Source organism: Streptomyces sp. NPDC021019, from assembly GCF_044333295.1.
GTDB lineage: Bacteria > Actinomycetota > Actinomycetes > Streptomycetales > Streptomycetaceae > Streptomyces.
This window is the reverse complement of record NZ_JBIRQR010000001.1, coordinates 2,207,659-2,233,599: the sequence shown is the minus strand read 5'-3', so window position 1 is coordinate 2,233,599 and position 25,941 is coordinate 2,207,659. Positions and strand designations below refer to the sequence as shown.

Below are 25,941 nucleotides of genomic sequence, written 5' to 3'. Positions count from 1 at the left end.
CAGTATCGGCCACGACCGCGGCGCGGGCGCGGCCCCTGCTGCCCCTCGGCGGCCAATCAGGGCCATATGCACCTTTTGGCGGCAACGCCAACACCGACCTCTACACTTCTGACGCCACGTCAGCTACGGTGCCGCCGCCCGCCCCATGCCTGTCTGACCGCCCGCCCGCCTCGGCGAAGGGACGCCTCCGATGGCCTTCACAGTGGTCCGGTTCAATCTCGTCGATCCGGGAGCCGCATCCGTATCGCTCTCGGCCCGCTATCGCGCCGCCCTGGAGATGGCGGCGTACGCGGACGAGCACGGCGTCGACACGGTGCAGACCGAGGAGCACCACGGGGTGGCGAACTCCTGGCTGCCCTCTCCGTTCACCTTCGCGGGGGCGGTCTTCGGCGCCACCCGCCGGATCGCGGTGACGGTCTCGGCGATCATCGGCCCGCTGCACGACCCGCTGCGTCTCGCGGAGGACATCGCGGTGCTGGACCTGCTGAGCGCGGGCCGGCTGGTGACGGTCGCGGGGATCGGCTACCGCCCCGAGGAGTACGAGCGGGCCGGGGTCGAGTGGGGGCGGCGCGGCAGGCTCCAGGACGAGCTGCTGGAGACGCTGCTGGCGGCGTGGACCGGAGAGCCGTTCGCGTACCGGGGCCGTACGGTACGCGTCACCCCACGCCCGTACACCCGCCCGCACCCGATGCTGCTGGTCGGCGGCAGCTCACGGGCGGCGGCGCGGCGGGCCGCCCGGCTGGGGCTGCCGCTGTTCCCGAGCGCGCATCTGCCGGAGCTGGAGGCGTACTACCACGAGCGGCGCGCGGAGCACGGCACGGAGGGCTTCTGCATGATGCCCGCGAAGCGCACACCGCTGCTGCATGTGTCCGAGGACCCGGACCGTACGTGGGCGGAGTACGGCGAGCACCTGCTGCACGAGGCGCGGACGTACGCCTCCTGGCAGTCCCAGGACATCCGCTCGGCCGTCCGCTCGGCGGCGACGACGGTGGCGGAGCTGCGTGCGGAGGGGGTGTACCGGATCATCACGCCGGACGGCCTGAGGGCCCTGGAGGCGGAGAGCCTGGTGCTGCACCCGCTGTGCGGCGGGATGCCGGTGGAGGAGGGCTGGCGCAGCCTGCGGCTGTTCTGCGCGGCGAGTGCCTGATACAGCACCGGGCGGGACGGCGGGAGAGCCGACGGCCCCGGCTCGGTGAGCCGGGGCCGCGCGGTTCGAGGAGAGGGGCAGCGGGGGATTCAGCCCATCTCCTCCAACGCCTTGCCCTTGGTCTCCTTCACGAATTTCAGCACGAAGGGGATCGAGAGCACGGCGAAGCAGGCGTAGATGATGTACGTCCCCGAGAGGTTCCAGTCCGAGAGGCTCGGGAAGCTGGCGGTGATCGCCCAGTTGGCGATCCACTGCGCGAAGACGGCGACACCGAGGGCGGCCGCGCGCAGACGGTTCGGGAACATCTCGCCCAGGAAGACCCAGACGACGACACCCCACGACAGGGCGAAGAAGAGCACGAAGACGTGGGCGGCGATCAGGGCCACGACGCCCTGCGTCTCGGGGAGTTTGCCGTCGACCAGGTCCGCGGAGAACGCCCACGCCTCGACCGCGAGCGCGAGGGCCATGCCGACCGAGCCGACGAGGGCGAGCGGCCTGCGGCCCACCCGGTCCACCAGCACCATCGCGATCACCGTGCCGATGATGTTGATGATCGACGTGGTGAACGAGTAGAAGAACGAGTCGGTCGGATCGATGCCGACGGACTGCCACAGCGTCGCCGAGTAGTAGAACGCGACGTTGATGCCGACGAGCTGCTGGAACATCGACAGCCCGATGCCGACCCAGACGATGGGCAGGAAGAAGAAGCGGTTGCCCAGCAGGTCCTTGAAGGAGGACTTGTGCTCGCGGTGCATGGCGGTCTCGATCTCGGCCACCCGGGCGTCGAGGTCGATGTTCTTCCCCTCGACCTCTTCGAGGATCCTGCGGGCTTCGGCCTTCTTGCCGACCGAGATGAGGAAGCGCGGGGACTCGGGGATGGCGAAGGAGAGCAGCCCGTACAGGATGGCCGGGACGACCATCACGCCGAGCATCCACTGCCAGGCCTCCAGGCCGAGGATCTCGCCGCGCTGGTCCCCGTCGGCGATCTGGAGGACGGCGTAGTTCACCAGCTGGGAGATGGCGATGCCGATGACGATCGCGGCCTGCTGGAAGGCGCCGAGCCGGCCGCGGTAGGCGGGCGGGGAGACCTCGGCGATGTAGGCCGGGCCGATCACCGAGGCCATGCCGATGGCGAAGCCGCCGATGATGCGCCACATCGCCAGGTCCCAGAGGGCGAACGGCAGGGCGGAGCCGATCGCGCTGGCCGTGAAGAGCACCGAGGCGATCTGCATGCAGCGGATGCGGCCGATCCGGTCCGCGATCCGGCCGGCGGTGGCGGCGCCGATCGCACAGCCGATCAGCGCGATGGCGATGACCTGGGCGAGTGTGCCGGAGCCGATGTCGTACCGGTCGCGGATCGCCTCGACGGCCCCGTTGATGACGGAACTGTCGTAGCCGAAGAGGAAGCCGCCCATCGCCGCGGCCGCGGTGATGAAGATGACATGGCCGAGGTGGTCCGGATGGGCCGCCCGGGCCCCGGACGCGGGTCCGTTCGCAGTGCTGGTCACGTGAACTCCTGATGCCTGGCCGCAAGTCAGACGTGGGGGGTGAGCCTTCCCAGTGGGGCACAACATCCGGTCCACCACCACTTGAAGGGGAAATCAACTTGGGAGAGGTTATGTGTTCAAGAAGCGAAGTCAAACAATGGGTCGATCCGATCTCGATCCGCGTGTACCCAGGAGGGCGCAGAACGTGCGTTGAACTTCTGATGATTCGGTAAAAAGTCAGCGCAGCCGCTGGCTGATGACCTTCGAGACCCCGTCGCCCTGCATGGACACGCCGTACAGTGCGTCGGCGACCTCCATCGTCCGCTTCTGGTGGGTGATCACGATCAGCTGGGAGCTCTCCTGGAGCTCCGCCATGATCCGGATCAGCCGTTGCAGGTTGGTGTCGTCGAGCGCGGCCTCGACCTCGTCCATCACATAGAACGGGCTGGGCCGGGCCTTGAAGATCGCGACCAGCAGCGCCACCGCCGTCAGCGACCGCTCGCCGCCCGACAGCAGCGAGAGCCGCTTCACCTTCTTGCCGGGCGGACGCGCCTCCACGTCCACCCCGGTGGCGAGCATGTTGTCCGGGTCGGTCAGGACGAGCCGCCCCTCGCCGCCGGGGAAGAGCCGCGAGAAGACCCCCTCGAACTCACGGGCGGTGTCCCGGTAGGCCTCCGTGAAGACCTGCTCGACCCGCTCGTCGACCTCCTTGATCACCTGGAGCAGATCGGCCCGGGTCTTCTTCAGGTCTTCAAGCTGCTCGGACAGGAACTTGTGCCGTTCCTCCAGCGCCGAGAACTCCTCAAGAGCAAGCGGATTCACCTTCCCGAGTTGCTGGTACGCCCGTTCGGCCGACCGCAGCCGCTTCTCCTGCTCGGCCCGCAGATACGCCTTCGGCCGGTTACGGGGATGCTCCGGGTCCTCCGGCAGCTCCTCGCCCTCGGCGGCGGGCGACGGGGGCACGAGCTGGTCCGGCCCGTACTCGGAGACCAGCCCGGCGGGCTCCACGCCCAGCTCCTCCAGCGCCTTCGACTCCAGCTGTTCGATCCGCAGCCGCTTCTCCGCGCCCAGCACCTCGCCCCGGTGGACCGAGTCGGTGAGCTTGTCCAGCTCGCCCTTCAGCCCCCGGCCCCGGTCGCGCTCGCCGGCCAGCTCACGCTCCCGCTCGCCCTTCGCCGCCTCGGCCGCCGTCCGCTCCTGGTCGGCGCGTACGAGGGACACCTCGACATGCGCCAGCAGCTGCCGGGCGCCCGAGGCCACGGCGGAGGCGACCTCGGCCTCGTACCGCAGCCGGGCCCGGCGCTGTTCGGCACGGGTGCGCGCCTCCCGTTCGACGCGGGCGGCCCGGTCCAACGAATCGGCGCGGCCGGCCAGCGCCCTGACCCGCTCCTCGTGGGTACGGGCCTGGAGCCGGGCCTCCATCTCGGTCTGACGGGCATTGGCCCCGTCGGCGGCGAGCCGGTCCCGCCGCGACGTGTCGGGCTCCTCATCCGCCGGGGCCTCCTCGGCGACCAGCAGCCGTTCGGCCAGCTCCTCGGCCTCCTCCGTCGCCCGCTCCAGGGCCTCCTGGGCGCGGGCGGCGGACGCGGTCATGCGCTCCGCCTCGCCGGCCGCGCCCCGGGCCTGCCCCGCGAGCCGCCCGAGCTGCTGGGCGAAGCCGGACTTCTCCCGCTCGGCCGCCCGGCGGCGCTCCGCCAGCTCCTCGACGAGCGCGGTCCGCTCCGTGCGCCGCTCCCCCGCCAGGCGCTGGGCCTCGGCGAGCTCCTCGCACCGCACGGCGAGGTCGGCCAGCTCGGCGGCGGCATCGTCGACGGAGGCCCGCACCTCCAGGAGGCTGGGCGCCCCGGCCGACCCGCCGTGGGCGAAGTGGGCGGAGAGCACGTCGCCCTCGGCGGTCACCGCCGTGATCCCGGGGTGGGCGGCCACCAGCTCCTCGGCCTCCTCCAGCGTCCCGACGACCACCATGTCCCGTACGAGGCCGCGTACGGCCCCGAGCAGCGCGGCGGGCCCGCGCACCAGGTCGGCGACGGCGGGCGCGGCGAGGACGGTGGCCGTCCCGGCACGGCCCGCCGGGTGCGCAGCGGCGTCCGTGCCGCCGCGCGCCGCCGCCCCGGATTCCGTGCCCCCCCGCGCGGGCAGCACGGCGGGTGCGGGCTCCTCCACCGCCTGCCGTACGGGTGCCTGCTCCGGTACGGGACGGGGCGCGGCGGCAACGCGGTCCGCAGGGCCCGCACTGTCCGCGGCCGCCGGGCTGTCCGCGCCCACCAGCATCGCCGCACGCCCCGCGTCCCGTTCGCGCAACAGCCGGATCGCGTCGGCGGCCGTGGCCGGGTCCGAGACGGCCACGGCGTCCGCCGCCGTGCCGAGGGCGGCGGCCACCGCGATCTCGTGACCGGGCTCGACGGTCAGCAGTTCGGCGGCCGGGCCGAGAAGTCCGGCCAGCTGGTCCCGGGCCCCGAGCAGCGCGCCCGTACCGTCCTTGCGGCGCAGCCCCAGGGCCAGCGCCTCGTGCCGGGCGGCGACCGCCGCTCGCCTGCGCTCGGCGGCGGTCGCCTCGTCGCGCGCCGTGCTGTGGGCGGCCCTGGCCTCGGCGAGGGCCTGCTGGGCCTCCTCGTGGCGGGCGGCCAGCTCCTCGTCGGCACCGTCCAGCCCCTCGACCTCGGCCTTGAGCTGCTCGTACTCCTCCTGGGCACGCGCCGCGCGGTCCCGCGCCTCGTCGCGCGAGGCGGCCAGCCTGTCGATCTCGGCCTGTGCCGAACCGGCTCGGCCGCGGGCCGCGTTGACCTGGCCGTTGAGCCGGGCGAGCCCTTCGCGCCGGTCCGCGATGGCACGGGCCGCGTCCTTGAGCCGACGCTCCTCGGCGGCCAGTTCGCGTTCCAGGTCGGCGCGGTGGGCGACGGTGTCCTCCAGCGCGTGTTCGGCCGCCTCCAGGGCCGCCGTCAGCTCCGCCTCCTGCTCACGGATCCGGGCGGCCTCGCGCTCCAGGTCCTCGGGGTCGCGGCCCCGGCGCTCCTCGGCGGGCGCCTCGGAGGCGCTGCGGACCCGGGCGTCGGCCAGCGAGATCGTGCCGCGGACCCGCTCGGCCAGCTGTGACAGCTCGTACCAGGTCTGCTGGGCGCGCTGGAGCCGGGGCGCGAGCCGGCGCACCTCGCCCTCCAGCTCGGCCTCGCGGGCGAGCGCCGCCGACAGCTCCGCCTCGGCCGCGTCCTTGCGCTTCTTCAGCTCCGCCTCGTCGGCGATCTCGTCGCGCAGCGCGTCCCGAAGGGTCACCAGGTCGTCCGCGAGGAGCCTGAGCCTGGCGTCGCGCAGGTCGGCCTGGATGACGGCGGCCCGACGGGCGACGGCGGCCTGCCTGCCGAGCGGCTTGAGCTGGCGGCGCAGTTCGTCGGTGAGGTCCTGGACCCGGGCCAGGTTGGCGCCCATCGCGTCCAGCTTCCGCAGGGCCTTCTCTTTCCGCTTGCGGTGCTTGAGGACGCCCGCGGCCTCCTCGATGAAGGCCCGGCGGCCCATTGGGTCGGCGTGCAGCACGGAGTCCAACTGGCCCTGCCCGACGATGACGTGCATCTCGCGGCCGATGCCGGAGTCCGAGAGGAGTTCCTGGATGTCGAGCAGTCGGCAGGTGTCGCCATTGATCTGGTATTCGCTGCCGCCATTGCGGAACATGATCCGAGTGATCGTCACTTCGGCGTACTCGATGGGCAATGCCCCGTCGGAATTGTCGATGGTCAGCGACACTTCGGCGCGGCCGAGCGGGGGCCGCCCGGTCGTCCCGGCGAAGATCACGTCTTCCATCTTGCCGCCGCGCAGGGATTTGGCGCCCTGTTCCCCCATGACCCAGGAGAGCGCGTCCACCACATTGGATTTACCTGATCCATTGGGGCCGACGACGCAGGTGATCCCCGGTTCGAACCGCAGGGTGGTGGCGGACGCGAACGATTTGAAACCACGCAGGGTCAGGGCCTTGAGGTGCACGCCGCCGGACTCTACCTTTCGCTCTCGGTTTCGCTGATGAAGGTGCAGGGCACATCAGACGGTAAGCGAAGGCGGGTGCGTCCGTGGGTGGGGGTCGAGCAAAGAAAAAGGGACGCCGAGGCGTCCCTGTGAATCTTGCTGGTGTCTGCGTCGAACCAGCTGGCGGTCCTACGCGGTGCATCGCAGAACGACCGGACAACGACGTCCCCGGTGCTACGGGGACCCCGGTGTTCGGGGACGGCGATCCGTGACGCAGAACGAATCAGAGATGTTCCGAGGCTACTGAGCGTGCCCGGCCCGACCGGCCCGAGGGGGCCAGGGTGGTCAGGTCAGCGCAGGCTCGCCCTGGGGTACGTCGATGTCGATGCTGTCGAGCAGCGACTCCTGGTGCTGGGCGGCGGCGTTGAGCGCGTCGTTCTCGTCCTGGATCCGGTTGAGCTCGGATTCCAGGTCCTGGACGCGCTGCTGGAGCCGTCGCATCTCGGCGAGAAGTCGCGGGTCGGAACCGCCGACGTAACCGAGAAGCGCCTTTGCCATGATGGATGGTCCTCCACAATGAGTGACCGACCGATGCGGTGTGGGTCGTCAGGGGATCGCACCCGCGGTGCTCGGCAGGGCTCTGTCACCACTGCGGTTCTGCTGCTAATCAGCTCTACCGAACAGCTAAGGTGCGCGGGGTTTTCAGCGTCTCACCAAAAAGTTTGACGGTCAACACGATCACACCCTGTGTACGCGGGCGTCCCGGGGGCGCGCTGCCGGACGATCATCCGGCGCGGCTCTCCCGCGGGACCCCGAGGGGTGCGCGGATCTTCGTCGATTCCGCAGCCTCGCACGACATCGCGCATCTGGCAACCATCGGCCGCCACCCGTCCCGCCGCAGGTCATTTCAGGTGCGGGGCCCGAGCGGGCGTTCCGGGGACCGTTCGGCGCGGGGCATTCACCGAGCGGGTCCGACCGGTCCTCGCGGGACGGGATCAGCGGATGGCGAATCCGCCGTATCCACCGCGCGGGGTGTCCCAGATCTCAGTGACTCCGTCCACGCGCCCGGGTGTGTCGTCGGACCGCAGCCAGTCCAGCAGGCGGTGGCAATTCTCACGCGGCCCTTCGGCCACGATCTGCACCCGGCCATCGTCGAGATTGAGGGCGAACCCGACGAGACCGCCGATCTCCAAAGCATTTGCCCTGGTGAACCAGCGGAAGCCTACTTGCTGTACTCGGCCGCGTACCCAGACGACGAGGCGCGCTTCTTCGTTCATGTCCGAACGCTAACCGGCCCATTGATCGTGAAGCACGTCGCCCCCTTTCCGTCATGGGCTACAGTCCCGTCGGAACAGCCTCACTCGATCGGGTGAGCATCGGATGGGTGTCGGTCGTCGACCGAAAAGTCGATCAAGCGGCGACATTCACCCCGGGTGCCATCGAATTCGATCAACAGGGGAGTCGAGCGACGTCGCCAGGGCGTCCGGAGCACCAGAAGGGCACAGCGCATGGGACGCCATCGACGATCCGCCGCGGGCCCCGCCGCTGAAGAACCCGCGGCCGGGGGCGCTTCGCGACGCCGGGGCACGCGCCGCAAGAAGTCCGCCGTGCCGATCCGCACCGGGCTCCTCGGCGTCTCGGCGGCCGTGGCCGTCGGCGCGGTCGCCGTCGCCTCGGGGCTGATTCCCGGCGGCGACACCTACACCTCCGGCGACACCACCGCCGCCGACCAGGTGCGCACCGGCGGCGCTCCGGACCTGCTGACACAGGGCGGCAGCTCCACCGCGCCGACCGACCGGTCCGCCTCCCCGACCAGCCGGGGCTCCGAGCGCCCGGAGGCGCCGGGCAAGGCTCCGTCGAAGACACCGTCCGGGACGCCCTCGGCCTCGCCCCCGAAGACGCCGTCGAAGTCGGCCGCCCCCGCCACGTCGAAGGAGCCTGCGGCCACCCCGTCCGAGAAGGCGGAGGCGCCCGCCGCCCCGAAGGCCCCGGAGAAGAGCCACGCTCCGGCGAGCAAGGCCCCGGCCCCGCCGAAGACCTCCTCCGCCCCGCCGCCCAGCAAGAAGCCGAGCTCCTCCCCCACCGACGCCTCCGCACGCAGCGAGGTGCTGGCGCTGGTGAACGAGGAGCGCGCCAGGGTCGGCTGCTCCCCGCTGTCCACCAGCGCCCCGCTGACCTCGCTCGCCCAGAGCTTCAGCGAGGACATGGCCGCCCGCGGCTTCTTCGACCACACGGACCCGGACGGCGACACTCCCTGGGACCGGGCCGCCCAGGCCGGCGTGCAGGGGCTCGGCGCGGAGAACATCGCCCGCGGCCAGGCCGACGCCCAGGCCGTGATGGAGGGCTGGATGAACAGCGAAGGCCACCGGGCGAACATGCTCAACTGCGACTACAAGACCATCGGCATCGGCGTCCACGAGGGCTCCGGCGGCCCCTGGTGGGTCCAGAACTTCGGCTTCTGACCCCACTTCCGGTGCACTGGCTCCCGCGCAGCGCTCCCTCGGGGTGAGCACTGCGCGGGAGTAAGCTGCTGTCATGGCCAGCGATAAGGACCGCCTCGCGTTCGACGTCTTCTCCCGGGCGTGCCCCTCGCGCTCCACGCTGGAGCACGCCACCGGGCGCTGGGGCAGCCTGACACTCGGCGCCCTGTACGAGGGGAGCCTCCGGTTCAACGAGCTGCGCCGCCGGGTCGACGGGGTCAGCGAGAAGATGCTCGCCCAGACCCTCCACGCGCTGGAGCGGGACGGGCTCGTCCGCCGGGAGGCCCAGCCGGTCAACCCGCCCCGGGTGGACTACGAGCTCACCCCGTTCGGCCGCGAGGTCACGGAGAAGCTCCTCGGGCTGATCCGGTTCGTCGAGGGGCGGATGGACGACGTGCTGGCCTCCCGTACGCGTTACGACGAGGCGCGCGGCGGACGCTGACAGCGCGGGCAGTAGTAGCTGGAGCGGTTCATCCAGGCGCGGCGGCGCATCGGAGTGGAGCACCGGTGGCAGGGCTCTCCCTCCCGGCCGTACGCGTCGAGCGACCGGTCGAAGTAGCCGGACTCGCCGTTCACGTTGACGTACAGGCTGTCGAAGCTGGTGCCGCCCTGGGCGAGTGCCGCGTTCATGACGTCGCGGGCGTGACCGAGCAGTTCGGCGGACCTGGGGCGGGTCAGGGTGGCGGTCGGCCGGTCGTAGTGCAGCCTGGCGCGCCAGAGCGCCTCGTCCGCGTAGATGTTGCCGACCCCGCTGATCAGCGACTGGTCGAGCAGGGCGCGCTTGACCGTCGTACGGCGCAGCCGCAGCGCGGCGTGGAACGCGGCGTCGTCGAAGAGCGGGTCGAGGGGGTCCCGGGCGATGTGCGCGATGGTGTCCGGCAGGCCGTCGGGGGTGTTGTCGTGCAGCGAGAGCCCGCCGAAGGTGCGCTGGTCGACGAAGCGCAGCTCGGTGCCGAGCGCGTCGTCGAACCGCATCCGGATCCGCAGGTGCTTCTCGTCGGGCGCGTCCGCCGGCCGCACCAGCAATTGTCCGCTCATGCCGAGGTGCCCCAGCAGCGAGGCGGAGGCCTCGTCGATCGGCACCCAGAGGTACTTGCCGCGGCGCATCGCCGCCCCGAAGCGGACGCCGCGCAGCCGGGCGGCGAAATCGACGCCGCCCGCGAGGTGCCGGCGGACCGCGCGCGGGTGCAGGACCTCGACCTCGCTGACGGTGCGGCCGCTGACCCAGCGTTCCAGGCCCCGGCGGACGACTTCGACCTCGGGCAGCTCAGGCACGATGCAGTACTCCAGACACGACGACGGTGGTACGGGAGCGGTTCTTCCGGAGAACCCGCTCCCCGGGACAGCGAGAACCCCCCGGTGCGCATGGCACCGAGGGGTTCCCTTTTCGCTTCAGGCCGGAGCGGCGTCCGTGTTCGGCAACGGATCGGCAGGGGTGTCGGCGACCCCTCCGTCGGCCGCGGACTTCTCCGCGGCCAGCCGTGCCTCTGCGGCGGCGCTGATCTCACGCCAGGCGGACTCGGCCGCCTGCTGCTCCGCTTCCTTCTTGCTACGGCCGGTGCCGGTGCCGTACGAGACACCACCGACGCGAGCGGCAGCAGTGAAGGTCTTCTCGTGATCCGGACCGGTCTCCGTGACGAGGTACTCGGGGACTCCGAGGCTCTCGCTCGCGGTGAGCTCCTGGAGGCTGGTCTTCCAGTCCAGGCCGGCACCGAGGTTCGAGGACCTGTCGATCAGCGGGTCGAAGAGCCGGTGGACCAGCTCCGAGGCCGCGCTGAGGCCCTGGTCGAGATAGACCGCGCCGATCACTGCTTCCAGTGTGTCGGCGAGGATGGACGCCTTGTCCCGGCCCCCCGTGCCCTCTTCACCGCGGCCGAGCCGGATGAAGGAGCCGAGTTCGAGGCCGCGGCCCACTTCCGCAAGTGCACGCGAGTTGACCACCGCGGCCCGCAACTTGGCCAGCTGGCCTTCGGGCAGGTCGGGGTGGGTGCGGTACAGCGTGTCCGTGACCACCAGGCCGAGCACCGAATCCCCGAGGAATTCGAGCCGCTCGTTGGTGGGCAGACCGCCGTTCTCGTATGCGTACGAACGGTGGGTGAGCGCACGCACCAGAAGGGCGGACTCGAGGTGATACCCGAGCCGCCCTTCCAGAAGCGTGTGGGACGAGGCTGTGTTGACGTTGTCTGCCTGCTTCTTGGCGCTGGACAACTCAGACATCGGGCCTCTCACCAGCCGCTCAGACCTCGAGGACCTGGCGCTTGTTGTAAGTGCCGCAGCTCGGGCACGCAATGTGCTGGAGCTTGGGCTCCTGGCAACGCTCGCACGAAACCAGGGTGGGGACCGCAGCCTTCCACTGCGACCGGCGGTGGCGCGTGTTGCTGCGCGACATCTTCCGCTTCGGAACAGCCACGGCTACTTCTCCTGCTTCTCGTCGACGCCCGGTTCGGCGCCGCCCATGTTGTCCTTCTCGCCGTCCTGAACGGTCTCGGCGAGTCCTTGCAGTGCCGCCCAACGAATGTCGAGGGCGTCGTGGTGGTGGTCCGGATTCTCGTCCAGCCTGATTCCGCATTCGGAACACAGACCGGCGCAGGTCTCCTTGCACACCGGCTGCATGGGCAGTGCGAGCACTACCGCGTCACGCAGCATTGACTCGAGGTCGAACAAGCCGTCCTCGAGGAAGAACCTGTCCTCGTCGTCCTCGGCGTCGTCGGCCGGTTCCGCCGCACTGCTGCGGCCCCGGTCATCGGCGTCAGGGTACGAGAACATCTCCTGGAAATCCGCGTCGACCTCTACGGTCAGCGGCTCCAGACACCTTACGCACTCCCCCTCGGCGGTTGCACGGGCGGTGCCTGTGACAAGCACCCCTTCCATGACCGATTCGAGGCGGAGGTCCAGCTCCACGGGTGCGCCTTCCGGCACGCCGATGACGCCGTCGATGCCCAGGACCGGTGAACCGGGTGCGTCCACCGTGCGGGTCAGCCGCTTCAGGGCACCGGGACGCCGACCCAGCTCGTGCGTATCGAACACGAGAGGATTGCGGTGGTCGAGGTGGCCGTTCAGGGCTTTTCCTGCTTTCGAAATCATGGGTGTCGTCCTGCGAAGGGAGGGCCGTCTACGGTCCGGGGACGAACCGTCTCCGTTCCGTGGACGAAACGGGCAGCCGAGATCGCGGACCTATGTGCGACCGAGGATTCAGGATACTGGACGGACCGCTCAGCACCCAATCGGGTCGGCCCGCCCGGGATCAGCGGCCCTGCTCGTACCGGCGCAGCTGTTCCAGGTCGATCATGCTGGTGTCGAAGAGGCTGGTCTCGTCCAACGCGCCGCCGGCCTGCTGGTCGGCCGCCTGGGGCTGGGACTGCTGGGGCTGCGGCTGGGCCTGCTGCCAGCCGTAGTCCGGCTGGGTCGCCGGCGGGGGCGGGTACCCGTTCGGGTCGTAGCCTCCCTGCTGCTGGTACGCCGCGTACGGATCGGGCTGCTGGTAGCCGTACGCGTCCTGGACGCCCTGCTGGTGCGGCTGCCGCGGCTGCTCCTGATAGCCGTACGCCGCCTGCGCGTAGCTCGGCTCACTCTGCGGCGGCGCGGGGTACTGGGGCTGGTGGGGCGGCTGGGGCGCCTGCCGCGGTTCCGGGGCGAGCTCGGCGAGGCCGGCCAGGTAGTCGGCGTCACTGGTGTGCCCCTGGCCGCCGGCGGCGTCCTGGGCGGCCATGTGCGCGCCGAGGTCGTCGCTGGCGACCCGGCCGTGCAGCTTCTGGCGGCCCCGGCCTACCGCCTCCAAAGTCTTCGCGAGAACGGCCTCGAACGCGCCGAACTTGGCGTCGACATAGGCGTCGGCCCGCTGCCGCAGGGTCTCCGGGTCGGCGCTGCGCTCGGGTGCCTCGGCGAAGTCGGGGTCCTGGTAGCCCTGCTCGTCCAGGCCCTGGCCGCGACCGAGGAGCTTCTCGCGGCCCCGGTCCACGGAACCGATGGTCTTGGTGAGCACGACCTCGAAGTTGGCGAGTTTGCTGTCGACGTAGTCGTCGGCCTCGGCCCGGACCTCCTCGGCCTCGCGGCGGGCCTCGGACAGGATCCGGTCGGCCTCGCTCTGCGACTGGCGGGCGATCTCGGTCTCGGAGATGAGCGAGGCGCGCTGGGCGTGGGCGGACTCGATGATCCGCTCGGCCTCCTGCCGGGCCTGCACGGCGAGCTGCTCCTGGCCGCCGATCAGCTCCTGTGCCTGGGCGAGGGAGCCGGGCAGGGCCTGGCGCACCTCTTCGAGCATGGCGAGCAGCTCGGCGCGGTTGACCACGCACGAGGCCGACATGGGCATGGATCGGGCGCTCCCGACCGCTTCGACGATCTCGTCGAGCTTCTTCTGCACGTCCACCGTGTGCTCGCCACTCTCTGCTGCTCTGTTGAAGCTGCTGCTCCGTTGGAGACGGACGGGACGACTGTAAGGCCAGTCGGCCGGAGCCCGACACCTGGTGACGGGCCGTCAGCGGCTCAGCGCTCGCCCAGCCGTTTCACGAGCGCCTCGTGCACGGTCGGCGGCAGCAGGTGGGAGACATCGCCGCCCCAGGTCGCCACCTCCTTGACCAGCGAGGACGACAGGAAGCTGTACGTCGGATTGGTGGGCACGAAGAGCGTCTCGACGCCGGAGAGGCCGTTGTTCATCTGGGCCATCTGCAGCTCGTAGTCGAAGTCGCTGACGGCCCGCAGGCCCTTCACGATCGCCGGGATCTCCCGCTGCTTGCAGAAGTCGACCAGCAGGCCGTGGAAGGACTCGACCTCGACGTTCCCGAAGTCGGCGGTGACCTCGCGGATCAGCTCGATCCGCTCGTCCACGGTGAACAGCCCCTTCTTGGACTGGTTGATCATCACCGCCACGTGCACCACGTCGTACAGCTTCGAGGCTCGGCCGATGATGTCGAGATGTCCGTTGGTGATGGGGTCGAACGACCCCGGGCAGACGGCGCGGCGCACTGTGATTCCCTCGCTCTCCGGTCCGGTCATCGTGCGTCTTCGCACGTAGCGGCGGCGCGACCGTACCAAAGCGTTCCCTCGCCGTAGCGACGGGACCGCAGTGGCTCGAATCCGGCGGGCCAGCCGAATTCTCCGCCCCGGGTGCTGCGTTCCACGGTGACGAGCACATCGTCGCTGAGCCACCCCTGAGCACGGAGTGTGAGCAGGATCTCGCGAAGATCGTCGTCGGTGACGCCGTACGGCGGGTCCAGGAAGACGATGTCGTACGGGTCGGCGGGCGCCGGTCCTGTCACGATCTGCTCGGCTTTGCCGGCGCGGACTTCGGCGCCGGGGAGACCGAGGGTGCGGACGTTGTCGCGGACGGTGCGGACGGCCTTCGGGTCGGCCTCGACGAGCAGGGCGTGGACCGCGCCGCGGGAGAGGGCTTCGAGGCCGACGGCGCCGGATCCGGCGTACAGATCGGCGACCCTGGCCCCCTCCAGGGTGCCGAGCAGCGCTCCCCAGGTGGAGAAGAGGCCCTCGCGCGCACGGTCGGAGGTGGGGCGGGTGCCGGTGCCGGGCGGGACGGCCAGGCGGCGTCCGCCGGCCGAGCCGGCGATCACGCGGGTCATGGGAGTCGGGTCCTCGGGGTCGGGGCGTACGGCGCACGGGCCGTCGGCGGTCGGCATCGCGCGCTGTGCGCGGGCCGTGCGTCCACGATATGGCGTGCGGCCCGCACCGGCCCGACCGGCAGGTCCCCAGGCCCTCACCCCTTGTCGAGATACTCCTCACGGTCCTTGTCCAGGAGGGCGGCCAGCACCGTGCGCAGCTCCGGCAGGCGTTCCAGCTCGGGGTCGGCGGCGACGATCGCGACGGCCTCCTCGCGGGCGGCGACGATCACCTCCTCGTCGTCGATGACGGTGAGCATCCGCAGCGATGAGCGCACTCCGGACTGGGCCTGGCCCAGCACGTCGCCCTCGCGGCGCTGCTCCAGGTCGATGCGGGAGAGCTCGAAGCCGTCGAGGGTGGCGGCGACGGCGGAGAGCCGGGCCCGGGCGGGGCTCGCCTCGTGGGCCTCGCTGACCAGCAGGCAGAGCCCGGGGGCGGAGCCACGGCCGACGCGGCCGCGGAGCTGGTGGAGCTGGGAGACGCCGAAGCGGTCGGCGTCCATGATCACCATGGCGGTGGCGTTGGGGACGTTGACCCCGACCTCGATGACGGTGGTGGCGACCAGGACATCGACGTCCCCGGCGGCGAAGCGGCGCATGACGTCGTCCTTCTCGTCGGGGTGCATCCTCCCGTGCAGCACCTCGACGCCCAATCCGGCCAGCGCGCCCGTGCGCAGCTCGTCGGCGATCTCCAGCACGGCGAGCGGCGGCCGCTTCTCGGGGTCCTCGTCGGCGGCCTGCTTCCTGGCCTTCGCCTTCTTCCCGCCCTTGCCCTCCGCCTCTTCCGCGTCGTCCCCGATGCGAGGGCAGACCACGTACGCCTGGTGGCCGTTCTCGACCTCCTCGCGGACGCGTTCCCAAGCGCGGCTGAGGAAGTGCGGCTTGTCCTTGGCGGGGACGACATGGCTGGCGATCGGGGAGCGGCCGGCCGGGAGCTGGTCCAGGACGGAGGTCTCCAGGTCGCCGAAGACGGTCATCGCGACCGTACGGGGGATGGGGGTGGCGGTCATGACGAGGAGGTGGGGCGGCTGCTTGCCCTTCGAGCGGAGGGCGTCGCGCTGTTCCACGCCGAAGCGGTGCTGCTCGTCGACCACGACCAGGCCGAGGTCGTGGAACTGGACCTTGTCCTCGATGAGGGCGTGGGTGCCGATGACGACGCCCGCCTCGCCGGTGACCAGGTCGAGCAGGGCCTGACGGCGGGCCGCCATGCCCATGGACCCGGTGAGCAGGACGACTTTCGTCCCGCGGTCGGAGCCGCCCAGCATGCCGCCCTCGGCCAGCTCGCCCATCATCTCGGTGATCGAGCGGTGGTGCTGCTGGGCGAGAACTTCTGTGGGGGCGAGCATCGCGGCCTGGCCGCCGGCGTCGACCACGGTGAGCATGGCGCGCAGCGCCACCATCGTCTTCCCCGAACCGACCTCGCCCTGGAGGAGGCGGTGCATCGGGTGCTCGGTGGCCAGGTCGTCGAAGATCTCCTTGCTGACCTTCTCCTGGCCCTCGGTGAGCGTGAAGGGCAGCTTGGCGTCGAAGGCGTCCAGCAGGCCGTCCGCGACGGGGCGGCGGGCGACGGCGGGCAGTTGGGTGTCGGCGTAGCGGCGGCGGGCCAGGGCGACCTGGAGGACGAACGCCTCGTCCCACTTGAGCCGGGCCCTGGCGTCCTCGACGTCCGCCTTCGTCTGCGGGCGGTGCGCCTTCAGCAGCGCCTCGGGCAGGGAGGTGAAGCCCCGGCCCTCGCGCAGGGAGGCGGGCAGCGGGTCCACCGCGTCCCGCGCGCTGGGCAGTACGGCGTCGACGGCCTTGGCGATCCGCCAGGAGTCGAGCTGCTTGCAGGCGGGGTAGATCGGCAGCAGCCGCCCGGCGAAGGCGTCCACGGCCTCGGTCGCCTCGTCGGCGTCCGAGGCGTCGAGCAGTTGGTACGTGGGGTGGGCGAGCTGCATCTTGCGGTTGAAGACGGAGACCTTGCCCGCGAACATCGCCTGGCGGCCCGGGAGCAGCTCCTTGTGCGGCTTGTGGACTCCGTGGCCGAAGAAGACCAGCTGGAGGCGGCCGCTGCCGTCGGTCAGGGTGACCTCCAGGCGTTTGCCCCGGCCGTTGTTGAACGTCAGGATCCTGGCGTCGGCGACCTGGGCGACCACCGTGACGTGCTCGTCCAGCGGGAGGTCGGCCAGCGCGGTCAGCTTGCCGCGCTCCTCGTACCGCCGCGGGTAGTGGTGCAGCAGATCACCGACCGTGTGCAGGTCGAGGTGTTCGGCCATCACCTTCGCGGTGGCTCCGCCGAGCAGCTTCTTGAGAGGTTCATCGAACGAGGGCACGCGATCCATTGCACACCACGGCACTGACAGCTGTCCGCCGGGCGCGACCGTGCCGCGGATTCCCGGCTACTCGACGCCGATCAGCAGGGGGGCGCGCTGGTGCCCGCCGCGGTAGACCACGGTGTCCACGGCGAGGTAGCCGTCGCGCACGTGCTCCTCCAGCGCTTCGGCCAGCGAGTCGGGGACGTCCTCGCCGAGGACGAGGGTGACCAGCTCGCCGCCCGCCGCCAGCATCCGGTCGAGGACGGTGCGGGCCGTGGCCGGGACGTCGGCGCCGATCACGGCCACGTCGCCGTCGATCAGGCCGAGGACGTCCCCGGCCTGGCAGATCCCGGCCATGGTCCACGACTGGCGCTCCGCGACGGCCAGTTCGGCGTAGCGGGTGGCGCCGGCGGCGGCGGTCATGGCGACGACGTCCTCGTCGAAGCCCCGGTCGGGCTCGTGGACGGCGAGGGCGGCGATGCCCTGGACCGCGGCGCGGGTGGGGACGAGCGCGACCCGGACCCCCTCGGTCCTGGCCTGTTCGGCGGCCGCGGCGGCCGTGTGGCGCAGGGTCGCGTCGTTGGGCAGCAGCACCACCTCGCGGGCGTGGGCGCGGCGGATGGCGTCGACCAGTTCGCCGCTGGCGGGCGGTTCGCCGGGGCGGGCGATCACGGTGGTGGCACCGGCCTCGGTGCAGAGCCCGGCCAGACCGTCGCCGGGGACCACGACGACGACGGCGCGCTGGGTGGGTTCGGCCTGGACGCGGAGGTCGTGGCCGCTCTCGGTCGCGAAGTGGGTGATCCGGATGCGGTACGGCCGCCCCGCCTCGACGCCCGCCTCCACGGCCGCCCCGGCGTCGTCGACGTGGACGTGGACGTGCCAGAGCCCGTCGCCGCCCACCACGACCAGGGAGTCGCCCAGCGCGTCGAGCCGGGTGCGCAGCCGGGCCACCCGCTCGTCACGGGCCTCCAGGAGGTAGATCACCTCGAACGCGGGCCCGGCGCCCCCGTCCTCGGGGCAGTCCAGCGGCCCCTCCCCCGACGGAGCGCCTCCCTCCACCGGGGTGCCCCCCACCGGCAGGCCCACCACGGAGCCGCCGTCCACGGGCGCGGGCGTCCTCCCGGGCCCGGTGCGGGGCCCCCGTGCCGGAGCCTGCCCGGTCACGGTCTCCACCAGCGCGCCCAGAACCGCGACCAGCCCCCGGCCCCCGGCGTCGACCACGCCCGCCCGACCGAGGACGGCGAGCTGCTCGGGCGTCCTCGCGAGAGCCGCGCGTGCGCCGTCGTACGCGGCCCGCACGACGGTGCGCAGGTCCCGTTCCTCGCCCTCGGCGGCAGCGCCCATGGCGGACTCGCCCCCCGCAGCCGCCTCGGCGGCAGCGGCGGCGACGGTGAGCACGGTGCCCTCGACGGGGTGGGCGACGGCCCGGCGGGCGGCGTCGGCGGCCCGGGTGAGGGCGAGGCGCAGGTGAGCCGCGTCGCCGCCGTCGGCCAGCACCCCGGCCATGCCGCGCAGCAGCTGGGCCAGGATGGTGCCGGAGTTCCCGCGGGCGCCGATCAGGGCTCCGTGCGCCATGGCGCGTACGGCGTCGGCGGTGGCGGGCGCGGTGGCTCCGGTCTCGTGCGCGGCGAACACCGCTTCGACGGCCGCGTGGGCGGACTCGACGGTCAGATAGAGGTTGGTGCCGGTGTCCCCGTCGGCGATGGGATAGACGTTGATCGCGTCGATCTCCGCGCGCTCCCGGCCCAGGGCCTCCAGGGCCAGTGAGCACCACGTGCGCACCGCGACGGCGTTCAGGTCGTCGGGGGGCTGCGGCACCGATGGTCCTCCTCGATCGGCCGTGGCGGCGGACTGCACCGCAGGTTAGCCCGCCTGTCGGGGTTCCGGCCCGGACAGGGGCGGGGCGGGGGGCCGACCCGTGGTAGTTTCGTATCTCCGAAGCAGGCGTTGTATGCTGCTCCGGTTGCCCGATGAGAGTCGGGCCATTCCTCCGGTACCGCCACTTCAGTCAAATGATTCCGGCGCGCCGGATTTCACTGTAAGTGCATCTGAAGTCTTTGGAGTGACCCGTGGCTGCCAACTGCGACGTTTGCGGCAAGGGGCCGAGCTTCGGCAACAGCATTTCGCACTCGCACCGCCGTACGTCCCGTCGCTGGAATCCCAACATCCAGCGCGTGCGTGCCGTGGTCGGTCGGACGCCGAAGCGGCTCAACGTCTGCACCTCGTGCATCAAGGCCGGCAAGGTCGCGCGCTGACGTCCCCGTCGTAGCGCAGCCTGCCGGTTGCCCAAAAAGCCGGTCCACCTCGGTGGACCGGCTTTTTGCTGTGCTCAGGGGCTGATCAGGAAGCCGGATCGGCAGCCGGGCGGGTCCGCCAGCCGTGGTCGACGGGGCCGATGCCGCCGCCGAGCGGGAAGCCGGCCTCGATCGCGCCGGTGACGTACGTCTTCGCCTCCCGTACCGCCGTCGGCACGTCCTTCCCGAGCGCGAGCCCGGAGGCGATGGCCGAGGCCAGGGTGCAGCCGGTGCCGTGGGTGTGGCGGTTGTCGTGCCGGGGGGCGCGCAGCCAGTGTTCCGCGCTCCCGTCGGTGAGCAGGTCCACCGCCTCACCGGGCAGGTGGCCGCCCTTGATCACGACCCAGCGCGGCCCGAAGGCGAGGATCTCCCCGGCGGCCCGGCGCATCCCGCTCTCGTCGGTGACCGTGACCCCGGTGAGCTGGGCCACTTCGTCGAGGTTCGGGGTGGCGACGGTGGCGACGGGCAGCAGCTTCGTCCGTACGGAATCGAGGGCTTCGGCGGCGAGCAGCGCGTCGCCGTGCTTGGAGACGCCGACCGGGTCGACGACGACGGGGGCGTCGGTGGTGGCGAGGAGTTCGGCGACGGTCTCCACGAGGGCGGCGGAGGAAAGCATTCCGGTCTTCACGGCCCGGACGCCGATGTCGTCGACGACGCTGCGGTACTGGGCGCGTACGGCGTCCACCGGTAGCTCCCACGCGCCCTGGACGCCGAGGGAGTTCTGTGCGGTGACCGCGGTGAGCACGCTCATGCCGTGCACGCCGAGCGCGAGCATCGTCTTCAGATCGGCCTGGATCCCCGCACCGCCGCCGGAGTCCGATCCGGCGACGGTGAGCACACAGGGCGGTACAGCGGTACGTATGGGCATACGCAGCAATCTAATACCCGCGTGCGGGCCCCCGGCTCACGGGCGGGGCGGGGTGTCCTCGATGGAGCCGAAGTGGTCCCAGCCGCCCTTGCTGGTCCAGGGCGCGCCGTCGACGGTGACCTGGGGCAAAGCGGAGGGGTTGAGGACCTCGCCGATCACCTTCCAGCGGGCGGGCAGCTTCACGTCCGGCGGGAAGGTCGCCACGATCGCGTGGTCCTCTCCCCCGGTCAGCACCCACTGGAGCGGGTCGACGCCGACGGCCTGGCCGATGTCGGACATCTGCGAGGGGATGTCGATGAGGCCCGAGCGCAGGTCGATGCGGACCTTGCTGGACTCCGCGATGTGCCCGAGGTCCGCGACGAGGCCGTCGCTGACGTCGGTCATCGCGGTGGCGCCGAGCCCGGCGGCCGCGGGGCCGGCGTGGTAGGGCGGTTCGGGGCGGCGGTGGGCCTCGACGAAGGCGCGGGGCGAGCGGAAGCCGCGGGAGAGCACGGCGTACCCGGCGGCGGACCAGCCGAGCCAGCCGGTGACCGCGACGACGTCGCCGGGGCGGGCGCCGCCCCGGGTGACCGGCTCGTGGTTGCGAAGGTCGCCGAGGGCGGTGATCGCGACGGTGATCGTGTCGCCGCCGACCACATCGCCGCCGACCACGGCGGCGCCCGCCACCTGGCACTCGTCGCGCAGCCCGTCCATCAGCTCGGCGGCCCAGGTGACGGGGAGGTCGGCGGGGACGACGAGGCCGAGGAGCAGCGCGGTGGGCACGGCGCCCATGGCCGCGATGTCGGCGAGGTTCTGGGCGGCGGCCTTGCGGCCGACGTCGTACGCCGTCGACCAGTCACGCCGGAAGTGCCGGCCCTCCAGCAGGATGTCCGTACTGGCCACGACCCTGCGGTCGGGGGCGGCCACGACCGCGGCGTCGTCGCCGGGCCCCAGCCGTACCGCCGGAGTGGTGGTGAGCCGGGACGTGAGCTCTCTGATGAGCCCGAACTCCCCCAACTCGCCCACGGTTCCCTTCACCGAGTCTCACCTCTCCTTTATCGCCCCGGACACCCGTCCGGGCCCCCGGTCGCGAGCCGTCTGTGCTGTCGGTACCGTCAAGAGATACGTCAACTTCTGCGCTCTGTACGCCACGCTGTGGACGTCATCCGTCCCGTAGGTCTCCCCGTGGCCCGCGCCGACGCGATAACGTGGCGTCCCTTTCCCCCACATGATCCTCGTGGCCGCCCTGGAGGTTCCGTGGTACAGGCGTACATCCTCATCCAGACCGAAGTGGGCAAGGCGTCGATCGTCGCCGAGACCATTTCCCAGATCCCGGGAGTCATCCAGGCAGAGGACGTCACCGGTCCGTACGACGTGATCGTGCGGGCCCGAGCCGACACGGTCGATGAACTCGGCCGCATGGTGGTCGCCAAGGTGCAGCAGGTGGACGGCATCACGCGAACCCTGACCTGCCCGGTCGTCCACCTCTGACCCCCGTCTAGGCTGGGCCGGTGACGTCATCCGCCCGCCGTTCCCGCCGCTCGATATTCCTCGGTCCGTCCGCTGCCGTGCTCGTGCTGGCCGCGGCGGGCTGTTCTCTCAGCGACGCGGGGCCCTCGATCACGGTTCCCACGCCGTCCTCGGAGGCCGCAGCGTACTGCGAGGCCCTGCACGAGGAACTGCCGAAGACCATCCTCGAACTGGAACGCAGCGACCCCTCCCCGGATTCGGAGCTGACCGCCGGCTGGGGGGACGGGGCGATCGTACTGCGCTGCGGGGTCCCCCGGCCCGCCACGATGGACGACCCCCAGTCAGAGGGCGTCGAGGCGGACGGTGTGCGGTGGATGCTGGAGGAGCCCGAGGACTCCGGTCCGCGGTTCACCACCACGTACCGCAAGGCGTACGTCGAGGTCACGCTGGACTCGACGTACGCCCACGACATCACGCCGCTGGCCTCGTTCGCCGGCCCCGTCTCGAAGACGGTACCGAGCAAGTTCTGAGGGCCGGCCGCCGGCTTCCTCAGCGCAGTCCGGTGGAGCGGCTCAACGCTGCCTGGATCAGCCGGTCGACCAGCTCCGGGTAGCTGACGCCGCTCTCCTGCCACATGCGCGGGTACATGGAGATCGGGGTGAAGCCCGGCAGGGTGTTGATCTCGTTGATGACGAAGGTGCCGTCCTCGGTGAGGAAGAAGTCGGCGCGCACCAGGCCCTCGCAGGAGACAGCGTCGAAGGCGGCGACGGCGAGCCGCTGGACCTCGGCGGTCTGCTCCTCGGTGAGCGGTGCGGGCACGAGTCCGGCGGCCGAGTCGATGTACTTGGCCTCGAAGTCGTAGAAGTCGTGCGAGGTGACCGGCGGGATCTCGGCGGGCACGCTGGCGCGCGGGCCGTCCTCGAACTCCAGCACGCCGCACTCGATCTCACGGCCGCGCAGCAGCGACTCGACGAGGAACTTCGGGTCGTGGCGGCGGGCCTCCTCGATCGCCTCGTCGAGTCCTTCGACGGAGTCGACCTTGGTGATGCCCATCGAGGAGCCGCCGCGGGCGGGCTTGACGAACAGCGGCCAGCCGTGCTCGCCGGCGAAGTCCACGATGCGCCTGCGGGCGGCCGCGGGGTCGTTGTCCCACTCGCGGGGGCGGACGACCTCGTACGGTCCGACCGGCAGCCCGAAGGAGAGGAAGACGCGCTTCATGTACTCCTTGTCCTGGCCGACGGCGGAGGCGAGAACACCCGCGCCGACGTAGGGCACACCGGAGAGTTCGAGAAGCCCCTGGAGGGTGCCGTCCTCCCCGTACGGGCCGTGCAGCACGGGGAAGACGACGTCGACCTCGCCCAGCGCCTTGGGCACGGAGCCGGGTTCGCTGTAGAGGACCTCACGGCTGCCGGGGTCCACGGAGAGCACGACGCTGCCCTCGGCGGACTCGGTGAGCCGGTCCACGTCGGGGACCTTGCGGTCGGTGATGGCCATGCGTTCGGGCTCGTCGGCGGTGAGCGCCCAGCGGCCGTCCGTCGTGATGCCGATCGGCAGGACGTCGTACTTGGCCCGGTCGATGGCCTTCATGACGGCGCCGGCCGTGACGACCGAGATGCCGTGTTCGGAGCTGCGGCCGCCGAACACGACAGCCACACGGGGCTTGCGGCGCTGCGGCACAGGGCTCTCGGCGCGCTCAGGGCTCTGGGGGAGGTTCTCGCTGCTCATATCGCGACGAGCGTACCTGCTGGTAAGGGAGACGTCAGCGTCGCTCGGCCTTGGCGCTCCGCGACATCAGCTCCTTGACGGCGACGACCGGGGACTTGCCCTCGTGGACGATCGAGACGACGGTCTCGGTGATGGGCATGTCGACCCCGTGCCTACGGGCCAGGTCGAGGACCGATTCGCAGGACTTGACGCCTTCGGCGGTCTGCTTGGTGACGGCGATCGTCTCCTGGAGCGTCATGCCGCGGCCGAGGTTGGTGCCGAAGGTGTGGTTGCGCGAGAGCGGCGAGGAGCAGGTGGCCACCAGGTCGCCCAGGCCCGCGAGTCCGGAGAACGTCAACGGGTCGGCGCCCATGGCCAGACCCAGTCGGGTGGTCTCGGCGAGGCCCCGGGTGATGAGGGAGCCCTTCGTGTTGTCGCCGAGGCCCATGCCGTCCGCGATGCCGACGGCGAGGCCGATGACGTTCTTCACGGCGCCGCCGAGCTCGCAGCCGACCACGTCGGTGTTGGTGTAAGGCCGGAAGTACGAGGTGTGGCAGGCGGCCTGGAGGCGCTGGGCGACGGACTCGTCGGCGCACGCGACGACGGCCGCGGCGGGGCGTCGCTCGGCGATCTCCTTGGCCAGGTTGGGTCCCGACACGACCGCGATGCGGTCGGCGGAGACCTTGGTGACGTCCGCGATCACCTCGCTCATCAGCTCGGCGGTGCCCAGCTCGACGCCCTTCATCAGGGAGACCAGGACGGTGTCGGGCTCCAGGTGCGGGGCCCAGTCGGCGAGGTTGGCCCGCAGCGTCTGGGAGGGCACGACGAGGAACGCGAACTCCGCGCCGCGCAGGGCCTCGGCGGCGTCGGTGGTGGCGTGGATGGAGTCGGGGAGCGCGATGCCCGGGAGGTAGTCCGGGTTGGTGCGGGTGGTGTTGATGGTCTCGGCGACCTCGGCGCGGCGGCCCCAGAGGGTGACCTCGCAGCCCGCGTCGGCGAGGATCACGGCGAAGGCCGTACCCCATGAGCCGGTTCCGAAGACGGCTGCTTTTACGGGGTGCGTCACGTGGGTCCCTTTCCCTGCGCCCTGCGCCGTTGTTCAGCACGGGCTTTGCGGTGATCGTAGAGCTCGGCGGGCGCTTTCTCGCCGCGCAGGTCCTCCAGCTCGCGGGTGACCGCCGCCATGATGACCTCGGTCACCTCGCGGAGCACCTCGGGGGTCGGCTCCGAGCCGTAGAAGCGGCTGAGGTCGACGGGCGGCCCGGCCTGCACCTGGAGCGTCTTGCGGGGGAACAGCCGGAACTTGTTCTCCCTGGCGTAGGGGGGCATCGCGAGGTTGGCGCCCCACTGGGCGACGGGGATGACGGGCGCCTTGGTCATCAGGGCGACCCGGGCGGCGCCGGTCTTGCCGGCCATCGGCCACATGTCGGGGTCGCGGGTGAGGGTGCCCTCGGGGTAGAAGGCGACGCACTCGCCGCGCTCGATGGCGTCGACGGCGGCCCGGAAGGCGTCCAGGGCGTTGGTGGTCTCGCGGTAGACGGGGATCTGGCCGGTGCCGCGCAGCATCATCCCGACGAACGGGGTGCGGAAGAGACCGGCCTTCGCCAGGAGCCGGGGCACCCGCCCGGTGTTGTACTGGAAGTGGCCGTAGGAGAGAGGGTCCAGATAGGAGTTGTGGTTGACGGCGGTGATGAATCCGCCCTCGGCCGGAATGTGTTCCATCCCCCGCCAGTCGCGCTTGAACAGAACCACCAATGGCGGCTTGGCGATGACCGCCGCCAGGCGGTACCAGAAGCCGATTCTGCGGCGGGACACTCGGACACCTTCCTTAGGGATTTCGACCTGAAGCCTGGCTACCGACGGTCAAGTCTCGCCCCAGGCCCCTGCTCTGTCGAGAACACCGTACGCCTCACGTTCGGTAGCGGACCTCCAGGTTGTCGTACTGGCAGGCGAGAATAAGTGCTGACGCGTACGGAGGGGGAGATCGCCACGAACACCGATCCGGCCGGGCCCTGGTCCCTGGTCGTTCCGCTGAAGCCGCTCGCCCGGGCCAAGAGCCGCCTGGGGCAAGCGGCGGGCGATGATGCGCGGCCCCGGCTGGCCCTGGCGTTCGCCCAGGACACGGTGGCCGCGGCGCTGGCCTGCTCCCTGGTACGGGATGTGGTGGTCGTCACGGACGACGCCGTGGCCGCGGCGGCTCTTTCCGCGCTCGGGGCACGGATCGTTCCGGACGCTCCGGGGGCCGGGCTCAACGCCGCGCTCGCGCACGGCGCACGCTCCGTGCGGGCCCTGCGGCCCGCTGCCGCGGTGGCCGCGCTCAACGCGGATCTGCCGGCCCTGCGCACCGGAGAATTGGCGCGGGTGCTCGATTTTGCTTCCGCTTTTCCTCGTGCTTTTCTCCGGGACGCGGCGGGAATCGGAACGACATTTCTGGCCGCCGCGGGCGGCACGGAATTCCTACCGGCTTTCGGCGGTCCGTCCGGGGCCCGGCACCTGGCGTCGGGGGCGGCCGAAATAGCGCTGTCCGGCGTCGAATCGGTGCGCCGGGACGTGGATACGGGCGAGGATCTGCGGGTCGCCCTGGCCCTGGGGGTGGGGCCGCACACGGCGCGGATCACGGACGCGGCCGCCCAGCCCCTTGACCGATAGGCTGCCGCC

The 25,941-nt window shown here is 71.4% G+C and carries 25 protein-coding genes; 7 read left to right on the top strand and 18 right to left on the bottom strand.

Annotated features, from left to right (window positions below; translation table 11 throughout):
• The first annotated feature begins 190 nt into the window (after positions 1-190).
• The gene (locus tag ACH4RG_RS10305) at positions 191-1,147 is read left to right on the top strand and encodes an LLM class flavin-dependent oxidoreductase (RefSeq protein WP_397923981.1); all 957 of its coding nucleotides are present in this window, start codon (positions 191-193) and stop codon (positions 1,145-1,147) included.
• A gap of 89 nt (positions 1,148-1,236) precedes the next feature.
• Here ACH4RG_RS10305 and ACH4RG_RS10300 read toward each other — a convergent pair whose 3' ends face one another.
• The 4 genes from ACH4RG_RS10300 to ACH4RG_RS10285 form a co-directional block, all read right to left on the bottom strand.
• Entirely contained in the window at positions 1,237-2,655 is a 1,419-nt protein-coding gene (locus ACH4RG_RS10300; protein WP_397928733.1) for a sugar porter family MFS transporter, read from the bottom strand.
• 216 nt (positions 2,656-2,871) lie between these two features.
• Complete coding sequence (locus ACH4RG_RS10295; protein WP_398539350.1) at positions 2,872-6,606, bottom strand: AAA family ATPase; 3,735 nt, start codon at positions 6,604-6,606, stop codon at positions 2,872-2,874.
• A gap of 324 nt (positions 6,607-6,930) precedes the next feature.
• Positions 6,931-7,143 carry a hypothetical protein gene (locus tag ACH4RG_RS10290; RefSeq protein WP_003965973.1) on the bottom strand — a complete coding sequence of 71 codons (213 nt, stop codon included), beginning with the start codon at positions 7,141-7,143 and terminating at the stop codon, positions 6,931-6,933.
• 437 nt (positions 7,144-7,580) lie between these two features.
• Positions 7,581-7,862 carry an acylphosphatase gene (locus ACH4RG_RS10285; RefSeq protein ID WP_397923987.1) on the bottom strand — a complete coding sequence of 94 codons (282 nt, stop codon included), beginning with the start codon at positions 7,860-7,862 and terminating at the stop codon, positions 7,581-7,583.
• Between the two features lie 231 nt (positions 7,863-8,093).
• Here ACH4RG_RS10285 and ACH4RG_RS10280 point away from each other — a divergent pair, with 231 nt between their 5' ends.
• Both ACH4RG_RS10280 and ACH4RG_RS10275 read left to right on the top strand, forming a co-directional pair.
• Positions 8,094-9,047 carry a CAP domain-containing protein gene (locus ACH4RG_RS10280; protein WP_397923989.1) on the top strand — a complete coding sequence of 318 codons (954 nt, stop codon included), beginning with the start codon at positions 8,094-8,096 and terminating at the stop codon, positions 9,045-9,047.
• Positions 9,048-9,120: 73 nt separating this feature from the next.
• Complete coding sequence (locus tag ACH4RG_RS10275; protein ID WP_397928742.1) at positions 9,121-9,507, top strand: winged helix-turn-helix transcriptional regulator; 387 nt, start codon at positions 9,121-9,123, stop codon at positions 9,505-9,507.
• Here ACH4RG_RS10275 and mutM read toward each other — a convergent pair.
• The 9 genes from mutM to ACH4RG_RS10230 all read right to left on the bottom strand — a co-directional run bounded on the left by mutM (position 9,480) and on the right by ACH4RG_RS10230 (position 18,786).
• Positions 9,480-10,340, bottom strand: coding sequence for a bifunctional DNA-formamidopyrimidine glycosylase/DNA-(apurinic or apyrimidinic site) lyase (mutM, locus tag ACH4RG_RS10270; protein ID WP_397923993.1), 861 nt, complete (start codon positions 10,338-10,340; stop codon positions 9,480-9,482). The genes ACH4RG_RS10275 and mutM overlap by 28 nt on opposite strands.
• A 117-nt stretch (positions 10,341-10,457) precedes the next feature.
• A complete protein-coding gene (gene rnc, locus ACH4RG_RS10265; RefSeq protein WP_265599073.1) occupies positions 10,458-11,282 on the bottom strand; it encodes a ribonuclease III in 825 nt (274 codons plus the stop codon).
• A 19-nt stretch (positions 11,283-11,301) separates the two neighbouring features.
• The gene (gene rpmF / locus ACH4RG_RS10260; protein ID WP_003965982.1) at positions 11,302-11,475 is read right to left on the bottom strand and encodes a 50S ribosomal protein L32; all 174 of its coding nucleotides are present in this window, start codon (positions 11,473-11,475) and stop codon (positions 11,302-11,304) included.
• Positions 11,476-11,477: 2 nt separating this feature from the next.
• On the bottom strand, positions 11,478-12,149 hold the full coding sequence (locus ACH4RG_RS10255) for a DUF177 domain-containing protein (RefSeq protein ID WP_050358610.1): 672 nt from the start codon (positions 12,147-12,149) through the stop codon (positions 11,478-11,480).
• A gap of 160 nt (positions 12,150-12,309) precedes the next feature.
• Complete coding sequence (locus ACH4RG_RS10250) at positions 12,310-13,431, bottom strand: ATP synthase F0 subunit B (protein WP_397923995.1); 1,122 nt, start codon at positions 13,429-13,431, stop codon at positions 12,310-12,312.
• A 116-nt stretch (positions 13,432-13,547) separates the two neighbouring features.
• Positions 13,548-14,027, bottom strand: a complete 480-nt coding sequence (coaD, locus tag ACH4RG_RS10245) for a pantetheine-phosphate adenylyltransferase (RefSeq protein WP_007448181.1) — start codon at positions 14,025-14,027, stop codon at positions 13,548-13,550.
• Positions 14,028-14,053: 26 nt separating this feature from the next.
• Positions 14,054-14,638 (bottom strand): 16S rRNA (guanine(966)-N(2))-methyltransferase RsmD, encoded by a 585-nt coding sequence (gene rsmD / locus ACH4RG_RS10240; RefSeq protein ID WP_398539349.1) that lies wholly within the window; start codon positions 14,636-14,638, stop codon positions 14,054-14,056.
• A gap of 134 nt (positions 14,639-14,772) precedes the next feature.
• Entirely contained in the window at positions 14,773-16,995 is a 2,223-nt protein-coding gene (gene recG / locus ACH4RG_RS10235) for an ATP-dependent DNA helicase RecG (RefSeq protein ID WP_397928745.1), read from the bottom strand.
• 57 nt (positions 16,996-17,052) lie between these two features.
• The gene (locus ACH4RG_RS10230) at positions 17,053-18,786 is read right to left on the bottom strand and encodes a DAK2 domain-containing protein (RefSeq protein ID WP_397928747.1); all 1,734 of its coding nucleotides are present in this window, start codon (positions 18,784-18,786) and stop codon (positions 17,053-17,055) included.
• Positions 18,787-19,037: 251 nt separating this feature from the next.
• Here ACH4RG_RS10230 and rpmB point away from each other — a divergent pair, with 251 nt between their 5' ends.
• Positions 19,038-19,223 carry a 50S ribosomal protein L28 gene (gene rpmB, locus ACH4RG_RS10225; RefSeq protein WP_003965989.1) on the top strand — a complete coding sequence of 62 codons (186 nt, stop codon included), beginning with the start codon at positions 19,038-19,040 and terminating at the stop codon, positions 19,221-19,223.
• Between the two features lie 85 nt (positions 19,224-19,308).
• Here rpmB and thiD read toward each other — a convergent pair whose 3' ends face one another.
• Both thiD and ACH4RG_RS10215 read right to left on the bottom strand, forming a co-directional pair.
• The gene (gene thiD, locus ACH4RG_RS10220; RefSeq protein WP_397928750.1) at positions 19,309-20,130 is read right to left on the bottom strand and encodes a bifunctional hydroxymethylpyrimidine kinase/phosphomethylpyrimidine kinase; all 822 of its coding nucleotides are present in this window, start codon (positions 20,128-20,130) and stop codon (positions 19,309-19,311) included.
• Positions 20,131-20,166: 36 nt separating this feature from the next.
• On the bottom strand, positions 20,167-21,147 hold the full coding sequence (locus ACH4RG_RS10215; protein ID WP_018960758.1) for a thiamine-phosphate kinase: 981 nt from the start codon (positions 21,145-21,147) through the stop codon (positions 20,167-20,169).
• Positions 21,148-21,366: 219 nt separating this feature from the next.
• Between ACH4RG_RS10215 and ACH4RG_RS10210 the strand changes: the two genes are divergently transcribed.
• Both ACH4RG_RS10210 and ACH4RG_RS10205 read left to right on the top strand, forming a co-directional pair.
• Entirely contained in the window at positions 21,367-21,600 is a 234-nt protein-coding gene (locus ACH4RG_RS10210; protein ID WP_397924005.1) for an Lrp/AsnC family transcriptional regulator, read from the top strand.
• Positions 21,601-21,620: 20 nt separating this feature from the next.
• Positions 21,621-22,109, top strand: a complete 489-nt coding sequence (locus ACH4RG_RS10205; protein ID WP_397924007.1) for a DUF3515 domain-containing protein — start codon at positions 21,621-21,623, stop codon at positions 22,107-22,109.
• A gap of 19 nt (positions 22,110-22,128) precedes the next feature.
• Here ACH4RG_RS10205 and ACH4RG_RS10200 read toward each other — a convergent pair whose 3' ends face one another.
• Genes ACH4RG_RS10200 through ACH4RG_RS10190 form a run of 3 tightly spaced genes read right to left on the bottom strand, consistent with a single transcriptional unit; the run spans position 22,129 to position 25,098 of the window.
• Positions 22,129-23,304, bottom strand: coding sequence for a D-alanine--D-alanine ligase family protein (locus ACH4RG_RS10200; RefSeq protein WP_397924009.1), 1,176 nt, complete (start codon positions 23,302-23,304; stop codon positions 22,129-22,131).
• 34 nt (positions 23,305-23,338) lie between these two features.
• Positions 23,339-24,349, bottom strand: a complete 1,011-nt coding sequence (locus ACH4RG_RS10195; protein ID WP_215104298.1) for an NAD(P)H-dependent glycerol-3-phosphate dehydrogenase — start codon at positions 24,347-24,349, stop codon at positions 23,339-23,341.
• Entirely contained in the window at positions 24,346-25,098 is a 753-nt protein-coding gene (locus tag ACH4RG_RS10190; protein WP_397924011.1) for a lysophospholipid acyltransferase family protein, read from the bottom strand. Before ACH4RG_RS10190 ends, ACH4RG_RS10195 begins: the two co-directional genes overlap by 4 nt.
• Before the next feature lie 147 nt (positions 25,099-25,245).
• On the opposite strand from ACH4RG_RS10190, the gene cofC reads away from it, so the two are divergent.
• Entirely contained in the window at positions 25,246-25,932 is a 687-nt protein-coding gene (gene cofC, locus ACH4RG_RS10185; protein ID WP_397924309.1) for a 2-phospho-L-lactate guanylyltransferase, read from the top strand.
• Positions 25,933-25,941: the final 9 nt, after the last annotated feature.